This window comes from Streptomyces milbemycinicus (assembly GCF_002154605.1).
GTDB classification, from domain to species: domain Bacteria; phylum Actinomycetota; class Actinomycetes; order Streptomycetales; family Streptomycetaceae; genus Streptomyces; species Streptomyces milbemycinicus.
Genome location: NZ_MUNE01000250.1, coordinates 1 through 8,881, shown reverse-complemented (window position 1 = coordinate 8,881; position 8,881 = coordinate 1). Strand labels below are relative to the sequence as shown.

8 protein-coding genes are annotated in these 8,881 nt (G+C 71.6%); 5 read left to right on the top strand and 3 right to left on the bottom strand.

Annotated elements, in window-relative coordinates; translation table 11 throughout:
- Positions 1–78 precede the first annotated feature (78 nt).
- From CCN51_RS20755 to CCN51_RS20745, 3 genes are all read left to right on the top strand, one after another.
- Positions 79–687 carry a TetR/AcrR family transcriptional regulator gene (locus CCN51_RS20755; RefSeq protein ID WP_014181471.1) on the top strand — a complete coding sequence of 203 codons (609 nt, stop codon included), beginning with the start codon at positions 79–81 and terminating at the stop codon, positions 685–687.
- Positions 688–808: 121 nt separating this feature from the next.
- Positions 809–2,917 (top strand): SpoIIE family protein phosphatase, encoded by a 2,109-nt coding sequence (locus CCN51_RS20750; RefSeq protein ID WP_014181472.1) that lies wholly within the window; start codon positions 809–811, stop codon positions 2,915–2,917.
- Positions 2,918–3,031: 114 nt separating this feature from the next.
- On the top strand, positions 3,032–4,153 hold the full coding sequence (locus CCN51_RS20745; protein ID WP_014181473.1) for an asparaginase: 1,122 nt from the start codon (positions 3,032–3,034) through the stop codon (positions 4,151–4,153).
- Positions 4,154–4,204: 51 nt separating this feature from the next.
- Here the strand turns inward: CCN51_RS20745 and ligD are convergent, their stop codons facing one another.
- Positions 4,205–5,209, bottom strand: coding sequence for a non-homologous end-joining DNA ligase (ligD, locus tag CCN51_RS20740; RefSeq protein WP_014181474.1), 1,005 nt, complete (start codon positions 5,207–5,209; stop codon positions 4,205–4,207).
- A 77-nt stretch (positions 5,210–5,286) separates the two neighbouring features.
- Between ligD and CCN51_RS20735 the strand changes: the two genes are divergently transcribed.
- Complete coding sequence (locus CCN51_RS20735; RefSeq protein WP_014181475.1) at positions 5,287–6,348, top strand: ATP-dependent DNA ligase; 1,062 nt, start codon at positions 5,287–5,289, stop codon at positions 6,346–6,348.
- A 105-nt stretch (positions 6,349–6,453) separates the two neighbouring features.
- Here CCN51_RS20735 and CCN51_RS20730 read toward each other — a convergent pair whose 3' ends face one another.
- Complete coding sequence (locus CCN51_RS20730) at positions 6,454–7,146, bottom strand: dienelactone hydrolase family protein (RefSeq protein ID WP_014181476.1); 693 nt, start codon at positions 7,144–7,146, stop codon at positions 6,454–6,456.
- Positions 7,147–7,188: 42 nt separating this feature from the next.
- The gene (locus CCN51_RS20725) at positions 7,189–7,974 is read right to left on the bottom strand and encodes a SigB/SigF/SigG family RNA polymerase sigma factor (protein ID WP_014181477.1); all 786 of its coding nucleotides are present in this window, start codon (positions 7,972–7,974) and stop codon (positions 7,189–7,191) included.
- A 237-nt stretch (positions 7,975–8,211) separates the two neighbouring features.
- Between CCN51_RS20725 and CCN51_RS20720 the strand changes: the two genes are divergently transcribed.
- A complete protein-coding gene (locus tag CCN51_RS20720) occupies positions 8,212–8,811 on the top strand; it encodes an HhH-GPD-type base excision DNA repair protein (protein ID WP_014181478.1) in 600 nt (199 codons plus the stop codon).
- Positions 8,812–8,881: the final 70 nt, after the last annotated feature.

Genomic DNA, 8,881 nt, shown 5'->3' with positions numbered 1-8,881 from the left:
ACGGGACGGTACCGTCCCGTCCTTCGGATCGAGCATAAACGGGACGGTACCGTCCCGTCCATCTGCTACCGTCGGCGCATGCCTGAGCCCACCCGACGCGCCCCGAGCGGCGCCGCAGCCCTGCGCGCCGACAAGACCGCGGCCATCGCCGAGGCCGTGCTCGACGAGCTCGCCGAACACGGCTACGGACGGCTCTCGATGGAGGCGGTGGCCAAACGGGCGGGGGTCGGCAAGAGTGCTCTGTACCGCCGCTGGCCCTCCAAACAGCACATGATCATCGCGGTCACCTCCGAGCTGAGCGTCGAACTCGCCGAGGCGCCCGACACCGGCTCGCTGCACGGCGATGTGCTGGCCATGCTCGGCGCGGTGGCCGACTGGCTCACCCATCCGCGGTTCTCGCGGATCTTCCCGGACCTCATCGCCGAGGCGAACCGCGACCCTGATCTGGCCCAGGCGCTGGCCAGGTCCATCGGTGAACCGCGCCGCTCGCGCGTGACCGACGTGCTCGACCGGGCGGTACGGCGCGGCGAGCTGCCCCCGGACACGGACCGCGAACTGGCGCTCGATCTGCTCGGGGCGCTGGTCTACTGGCATGTTTCCATCCGCGGGGTGCGCCCCGACGCCGGCTATCTGGAGCGCACCGCCGGCACCGTGCTGCGCGCCCTGGGAGCCCGGCCCGCGGTGTGACCTGGGTGTGCGCGGCCGGGCCTGGAGATGTATGACAGAAGAAGGGCACGCCCGCCCGGCCGATCGCTGGTGCCGCGTCGGCCCGCCCCTGCGTACGGGCAGCGGGGAATGAGGTACCCGGATGACTTCGCAAGACCGCCCGCCGAACGCGCGAGACCGCCCGCGAGGGGACGGCGAGGCGGAGCTGAACGATCTCGCCGCCCCGGGAGGCCTGCTCGATCTGCTGCGGGTCTCCGCCGTGGTGCTGGACAGCGACGGCCGTATCGCCCTGTGGAGCCCGGAGGCCGAGCAACTGTTCGGCTACCGCGCCTCCGAGGCCCTGGGCCGCAACGCCGCCCGGCTGCTGGTCGACCGCGAGAACCGGCCGTCCGCGGTGGAGATGTTCGTGCGGGCGCAGGCGGGTGAGAAGCGGGCGGGGGTCTTTCCGGTCCGGCACAAGGACGGCACCGCCCTGCGGGTGGAGTACCGCACCATGGGCCTGCGCGACTCCCGAGGCGACGTCTACGCCCTCGGGCTCGCGGCCGACGAGGGCACCGTACGGCAGCTGGAGACCGACCTGGCCGTCTCCGGCTTCCTGGTCGAGCAGTCGCCCGTGGGCCTCGCCGTATTCGACACGGACCTGCGGTGGATCCTGGCCAACCCGGCCCTGCTGGAGATGAACGGTCTGTCCGAGCGCGACCTGCGGGGCCGGAGCCTGACGGACGTGCTGCCGGGTCTTGACGCCTCGGCGATCGAGGGCGCGATGCTGCACGTCCTGGAGACCGGGCAGCCGCTGCTCGACCAGGAGACCGTCGGCCGTACCCCGGCCGACCCGGACCACGAGCACGCCTGGTCGGAGTCGTACTACCGGCTGGAGGACACCAGCGGGCGGGTCCTGGGCATCGCGGTCTCGGTGTTCGATGTGTCCCGGCGCCACCGGGAGGCCAGCGAGGTCGCCGAGGCGCGCGAGCGGCTGGCCCTGATCGCCGCGGCCGGAGTGCGCATCGGCACCACCTTGGACCTGCGGCAGACCGCCCAGGAGCTGGCCGATGTGACCGTGCCCCGGCTGGCCGACCTCGCCGCCGTGGATGTGCTGGACGCCGTGGTGCGCCGCGAGCCCATGGCCCGGGTGGGCGCCGACGGCTGGGCCCGCTTCCGGGCGCTGGCCGTGGCGGCGGGCTACCCGACCGACGCCGTGCACGCGGCGGACCCGGTCGGCGAGATCGCCCGGTACGACCCGAGCCGTATGATCACGCGCTGTGTCCGCGACGCCCAGCCGATCTTCCTGCCCCAGGTGACCGAGGGGGATCTGCGGCGCATCGCGCGCGACGAGGCGTCCGCCGCCGTACTGCGCAAGGAGGGCGTCCACTCCTATCTGGCGGCCCCGCTGATCGCCCGCGGCAGCGTGCTCGGCACCCTCAGCCTGCACCGTACGATCAACGCCCGGCCCTTCGACGAGCAGGACCTCACCCTCGCCTGTGAACTGGCCACCCGCGCCGCGCTGTGCATCGACAACGCCCGCCTGTACGCCCGGGAGCGCGACGCGGCGCTCACCCTGCAGCGCAGCCTGCTGTCCCAGCAGCCGCGCGACCTGGACGGTCTGGAGATCGCCTCCCGGTATCTGCCCGCGGTCAGCGCGGCCGGCGGCGACTGGTTCGATGTGCTCTCGCTCAAGGACGGCAAGGTGGCCCTGGTGGTCGGCGATGTGATGGGCAAGGGCATCCACGCCGCGGCGATCATGGGCCAGCTGCGCACCGCCACCCGGGCCTTCGCCCAGCTCGAGCTGTCGCCCGCCGTACTGCTGCGCCACCTCGACGACATCACCATCACCCTGGGCGACTCGATCGCCACCTGCCTGTACGCGGTCTGCGACCCGCGCAGCGGCCGGTGCCTGCTGTCCACCGCCGGCCATCTGCCACCGGTGCTGGTGCGCCCCGCCGGGCGGGCCGAACTCCTCGAGATGCCCAGCGGCGCGCCGCTGGGCGTGGGCGGCGTACCGTTCGCCTCCGTCGAATGCGAGCTGTCGCCGGGCACCCTGCTCGCCCTGTTCACCGACGGTCTGGTGGAAAAGCGCCACCAGTCCATCGACGTGGGCCTGCGCACCCTGCTGGAGCTGCTGGGCCGTCAGCAGGGCCCGCTGGAGCAGACCTGCGACCAGGTGCTGGCCGCCCTGCACGGGGCGCCGGACGACGATGTGGCGCTGCTCCTGGCGCGGCTGCGCGACCGTTCGCCACGAGGGGGCAGCGCTTAGAGCGGAGGGCAATCGTGTGTTCACGATCACCGAACGCCCGGGAAACATGTATGCGGAAAGTTTCCATCCGGCCAGTGGCCAAATCACATCCCGGCTGAGGAGACCCTTCCACTGATGCGTAAGCTCACCCGCCGTTCCACGGTGCTGTTCACCCTCATATCCCTCGCCCTCGGCACGACCGCCTCGGTCGCCGGAGCGGAGCCCGACAAGAAGCCTGTGCCGAAGGTCGCCGTCATCGGCACCGGCGGCACCATCTCCGGCGTCAGCAAGAACCGGGTGTCCTTCCAGGACTACGAGTCGGGCAAGCTGCCGATCTCCAAGATGGTCGACGACCTCAAGCCGGAGGTGGACACGGTCGCCGACGTCACCACCGAGCAGTTCGGCAACAAGGGTTCCGGCAGCTACTCGATCGCCGACTACCGCAGGCTGACCGCCACGGTCGACCAGGCCCTGAAGACGAACGACGCGGTCGTGGTCACCACCGGCACCGACACCATGGAGGAGTTCGCGTACTGGCTGGACCTGACCGTCCGCAGCGACAAGCCCGTGGTCCTCACCGGCTCGATGCGCCCCTGGACGGTGATCGGCACCGACGCGCCGGCCAATCTGTACAACGCCATCCACCTCGCCGCCAGCGGGAAGACCACCTGCTACGGCACCGTTCTGATGCTCAACGACCAGATCCAGGCCGCCCGCGAGGTCCGCAAGACCGACGCGCTGCGGATGGACACCTTCAGCAGCGGTGCCAGCGGTGAGCTCGGCGTCGTCGACCAGGACAACATCCGGCTCAACCGGGCGCCCGCGCGTATCCAGCAGTGCGGCAAGAAGACCTGGGAGACCCCCTTCGACCTGGACAAGATGGGCAAGACGCTGCCCAGGGTCGAGATCGCCTACAGCTACCAGGACGCGGGCGGCGAGGCGATCAAGGCGTTCGCCGACGCCGGGGCGGACGGGGTCGTGACCGCCGGGACCGGCGCGGGCGGCGTCTCCCCGCAGATGTCCGCGGCGCGCAAGGACGCGGTCAAGAACGGCGTGATCTTCGCATCGACGACCCGCACCGGCTCCGGCGCCGTCTACGACAAGAACACCGACGGCGTCATCGGCGCCGACGACCTCACGCCGCAGAAGGCGCGGCTGCTGCTCCTGCTCTCGCTCGCCAAGACCGACGACCAGAACCAGATCCGCACGTGGTTCTCGACCCTGGGCGCCGCCCAGTTCATCACCCCTCGACGGTGAGCCGGCGGGCCCGCGGTGCGCACCGCGGGCCCATGGAACGCGGCTGCGGTCTCACTTCTTGGCTCGGCTGGGCTGCACCCGTTTGGGCTCGCCCTTCATCTTCGGATGCTCGGGCGGATACGGCAGATCGCCCAGGCCGTGGTCGCGCTCGTCACGGTCCGCCAGCTCCAGGGCGGCCTCCAGCCGGCAGACCTGCTCGTCCATGTCGGCGTGCACATCGCCCAGTTCCCGGAACCGCACCGGCATGGTGGCCAGATCGAAGTCCCGCGGCCTGGCGTCGGGCACCTCCTCCCAGTGCAGCGGCGCCGAGACCGGGGCGTGCGGCCGGGGGCGTACGGAATAGGCGCTGGCGATGGTCCGGTCGCGGGCCGTCTGGTTGTAGTCCACGAACACCTTCTCGCCGCGCTCCTCCTTCCACCACGCCGTGGTGATCCGCCGCGGCGCACGCCGCTCCAGCTCACGCGCGATGGCGATCGCGGCCCGGCGCACCTGGGTGAAGGTCCACACCGGCTCGATGGGCACGAACACATGCAGCCCGCGGCCGCCCGAGGTCTTCGGCCACCCCCGCAGCCCCAGCTCCTCCAGCACCGGCCGCAGCTGGCCGGCCGCCCACACCGCGTCCTCGTAGTCGGTCCCCGGCTGCGGGTCCAGGTCGATCCGCAGCTCGTCGGGGTGGTCGGTGTCCTGCCGCCGTACCGGCCACGGGTGGAAGGTCAGACACCCCAGATTCGCCGCCCAGACCACGGCCGCGGGCTCGGTGGGGCAGATCTCGTCCGCGTGGCGCCCGCTGGGGAAGGAGATCCGCCCGGTCGGAATCCACTCGGGCAGGTTCTTCGGCGCCCGCTTCTGGAAGAACGACTCGCCCTCTACGCCGTCCGGGTAGCGCTCCAGCATCGTCGGCCGGTCCCGCAGCGCCCGCAGGACGCCCTCGCCGACGGCCAGGTAGTAGCGCGCGACGTCCAGCTTGGTGAATCCCCGCTGCGGAAAATAGACCTTGCCGGGGTTGGTCAGCCGTACCGTGCGCTCGCCGACCGTGAGCTCCGCCGTCTCTGCCATGGATTCCACGCTAGGCCCGCGGGGCACAGGCCACCTCCCGGCGGGCGCCGGGCCGGGGAAGGACACACAATCGGGGCATGGACCTTCCGGTGATGCCGCCGGTGGAGCCGATGCTGGCCAAGTCCGCGGCCGCCATCCCGCCGGGCATGTGGTACGAGGCGAAATGGGACGGCTTCCGGGCCCTGATCTTCCGCGACGGGGACGAGATCGAACTGGTCAGCCGCTCGGGCAAACCGCTGACCCGCTACTTCCCGGAACTGGTCGGCGCGCTTCTGGCGAATCTGCCGCCGCGCTGCGTCCTCGACGGCGAGATCGTGATCGTACGCGGGAGCCGTCTGGACTTCGACGCGCTCCTGGAGCGCATCCACCCCGCCGATTCGCGGGTGCGTCATCTCGCGGAGGTGACTCCGGCGAGCTTCGTGGCCTTCGACCTGCTCGCGCTGGGTGACGAGTCCCTGATGGACACGCCGCTGCGGCAGCGGCGGGACGTGCTGACCGAGGCGCTGCGCGAGGCCGCGGACCCGGTCCACACCGCGCCCTGGACCGATGACCCGAACCTTGCCGAGCAGTGGTTCCAGCAGTTCGAGGGGGCGGGTCTGGACGGCGTCATCGCCAAACACCCCGACCTCGGCTACCGGCCGGGGGAGCGGGTCATGGTCAAGGTCAAACACGAGCGGACCGCGGACTGCGTGGTGGCGGGGATGCGGCAGCACAAGTCCGGCCCGGTCGTCGGTTCGCTGCTGCTGGGCCTGTACGACGCCACCGGCCGGCTCCAGCACGTCGGCGTGTGCGGCGCCTTCTCGATGCGCCGCCGGCAGGAGCTCATGGCCGAACTGGAGCCACTGCGGATGGACACCCTCGACGGACACCCCTGGGCCGACTGGGCCAGTGAAGGGGCGCAGACGCGTGGCCGGATGCCCGGCGCGCCCAGCCGCTGGACCGGCGTCAAGGACCTGTCGTGGCTGCCGCTGCGGCCGGAGCGGGTGTGCGAGGTGGCGTACGACCATATGCAGGGCGACCGCTTCCGCCACACCGCCCGGTTCCGCCGCTGGCGGCCCGACCGCGAGCCGCGCGGCTGCACCTACGCCCAGCTGGAGGAGCCGGTGCGCTACGACCTGCGGGCGGTGCTGGGCACCTGACGCCCCCTCAGCGCCCCTCGGCAACCCCTGAGCGCTCCGGGAGTGCTTCTGTGCGACCCCCGGCCGGATGCGCGACGGCGGCGACAGCCGTCTGCCGGCGGTGGCTCAAGGCCGCCGGGGCGACCGGCGGGAGCCGCCCGGCCCTCCCGCGGGGGTCGCGGTCATGTCCAGGAACCAGTCGCGGGCCGCCGCGGCCGCCTGGGCCAGCGTCCCCGGCTCCTCGAACAGATGGGTCGCGCCGGGCACCACATGCACGGAGTGGGGCGCCGCCAGCATGGCCGCCGCCTGCTCGTTGAGCCGCAGCACCTCGTGGTCCTCGCCGCCCACCACCAGCAGCACCGGAGCGCGGACCCGGGAGAGCACCCCGCCCGCCAGATCGGGGCGGCCGCCGCGCGAGACCACCGCCCGCACCCGCTCCGGCCGCTCCGCCGCGGCCACCAGCGCGGCCGCCGCGCCCGTGCTGGCGCCGAACAGGCCGACCGGCAGGGCGGCGGTCGCCGGATGCCCGCCGAGCCAGTCCACCGCGGCCACCAGGCGCCGGCCCAGCAGGGGGATGTCGAAGCGGTGCTCGGCGGTGATCGCGTCCACCCGCTCCTCGTCCATGGTCAGCAGGTCGAACAGCAGTGTCCCCAGGCGCGCCTGCTGCAGCGTCTCGGCCACCGAGCGGTTGCGCGGGCTGTGCCGGGAGCTGCCGCTGCCGTGTGCGAAGGCCACCACACCGCGGGCCCCGTCGGGCACCACCAGATCGCCCACCAGCAGCGCGCCGTCCGTGGCGATACGGGCCGTCTCCGAGACCATCGGCCACCTCCTGCGCGGCCGGGCGGGGCCCGCCCGGCGGGGTCAGGCATGGGCCAGCAGGCCCTGCCTCAATTCGCTGTACAGCCGGGAGAGCCTGCGGGATATGTGCATCTGCGAGAAGCCGAGGATTTCGCCGATCTGGCTCTGCGAGAGGCCGACGAAGAACCGCAGATACAGCACGTAGCGGTCCTGTTCCGAAAGGTGGGTGATCAGCGCCCGTAGGGCCTCCCGGTTGACGACCCGTTCGATCGCCGCGTCGTCCGCGCCCACCGTCTCCGCGAGCAGCCGCTCCTCGGCGCCCTGGACCGCGGCGTTGAGGGACAGCGGGGTGCAGGAGGCGCTGGCCTCCAGGCCCGCCATCACATCTTCCTTGGGCATACCGGTGCGGGTGGAGATCTCGGTGATGGTGGGGGTGCGGCCGCCGAGTTCCTGTTCGAGGGCGTCGCGCGCCGAGCGGGTGCGGGAGCGGACTTCCTGGATATTACGGGGCACATGCAGCGTCCACAGATAGTCGCGGAAGTGCCGCTTGAGTTCACCGGTGATGACCGGGATCGCATACGAGGGAAAAGCGTGGCCGAGGTCGGGATCGTAGCGGTCGACCGCCTTCACCAGGGCGAGCGAGGCGACCTGGGTGAGGTCTTCCATATTCTCGCCCTTATTGCGGAAACGCAGCGCCAGGCGTTTCGCCACGGGCAGCCACGCACAGATGATCGCCTCACGCAGGGCGTCGCGCTCCGGCCCCGACGGAAGCCGGGAAAGGCGAGCGAAGTCACCGTCGGTGTCGGGAGTGTCGTCATGGCGCCGGTGGCGAGTCGCGGTTGCTGACATGGTCACTCGTCTCCGTGGTCCGATGTCACATCCTGCCCGCGGCACATCGATGCGCTAATGTCCCGCTGCGCTCGGTCTCCCTCTGGTTCTGGTTGATCGAATTCAGGGTTGCCACCAGATTCGCACGGTCCAGAATCCCTCGCAATTCGGCCGAATTGACCCGGTTGTGTCCCCCGTGCGGGGGAACCTGAACGGGTCGGGCTGGGTCGGCCCGGTCGCGAGGGGTACCCGGACGGGATGGATGTCACCCTTCGCCTCGCCCAGCGGCCCGAGGCCGATGAACTGCTCGGGCGCAGCCCGCTGGCCGCGCTGACCGGCATGCTGCTCGACCAGCAGGTGCCCATGGAGTGGGCCTTCTCCGGGCCGTACACCATCGCGCAGCGCATGGGCGGCGACGACCTGGACGCGCATGAGATCGCCGCCTGCGACCCGGAGCGGTTCGTCGAGGTGCTGTCGGCCAAGCCCGCGGTGCACCGCTACCCGGGGTCCATGGCCAAGCGGGTGCAGCAGTTGTGCCAGTACCTGGTCGACTACTACGACGGCGACGCCGCGGCTCTGTGGCGGGACGTCGGCACCGGCAAGGAACTGCTCGACCGGCTGAACGCGCTGCCCGGCTTCGGCAAGCAGAAGTCGCAGATCTTCCTGGCGCTGCTCGGCAAGCAGTACGGCGTACGGCCCGAGGGGTGGCGCGAGGCGGCGGGCGCTTACGGCGAGGAGGGCTCGTACCGCTCGGTCGCCGACATCACCGGGCCCGAGTCGCTGGACAAGGTCCGCGCCTTCAAGCAGGAGGCCAAGCGGGCCGCGAAGGCGGCGGCGCCCAAGCGAACCAAGTCCTAGCAGGTCATGGCCGGGCCGGTCGTGCCGTAGGCCGCGCTGGGGCGCGCCTGGCGGGTCAGCGGCCTGGCCA

Coding starts and splice junctions, on each gene's coding strand:
- CCN51_RS20750 (WP_014181472.1), top strand. CDS start 809: ATGACTTCGCAAGACCGCCCGCCGAACGCGCGAGACCGCCCGCGAGGG.
- CCN51_RS20725 (WP_014181477.1), bottom strand. CDS start 7,974: ATGTCAGCAACCGCGACTCGCCACCGGCGCCATGACGACACTCCCGAC.
- ligD (WP_014181474.1), bottom strand. CDS start 5,209: ATGGCAGAGACGGCGGAGCTCACGGTCGGCGAGCGCACGGTACGGCTG.
- CCN51_RS20745 (WP_014181473.1), top strand. CDS start 3,032: ATGCGTAAGCTCACCCGCCGTTCCACGGTGCTGTTCACCCTCATATCC.
- CCN51_RS20755 (WP_014181471.1), top strand. CDS start 79: ATGCCTGAGCCCACCCGACGCGCCCCGAGCGGCGCCGCAGCCCTGCGC.
- CCN51_RS20730 (WP_014181476.1), bottom strand. CDS start 7,146: ATGGTCTCGGAGACGGCCCGTATCGCCACGGACGGCGCGCTGCTGGTG.
- CCN51_RS20720 (WP_014181478.1), top strand. CDS start 8,212: ATGGATGTCACCCTTCGCCTCGCCCAGCGGCCCGAGGCCGATGAACTG.
- CCN51_RS20735 (WP_014181475.1), top strand. CDS start 5,287: ATGGACCTTCCGGTGATGCCGCCGGTGGAGCCGATGCTGGCCAAGTCC.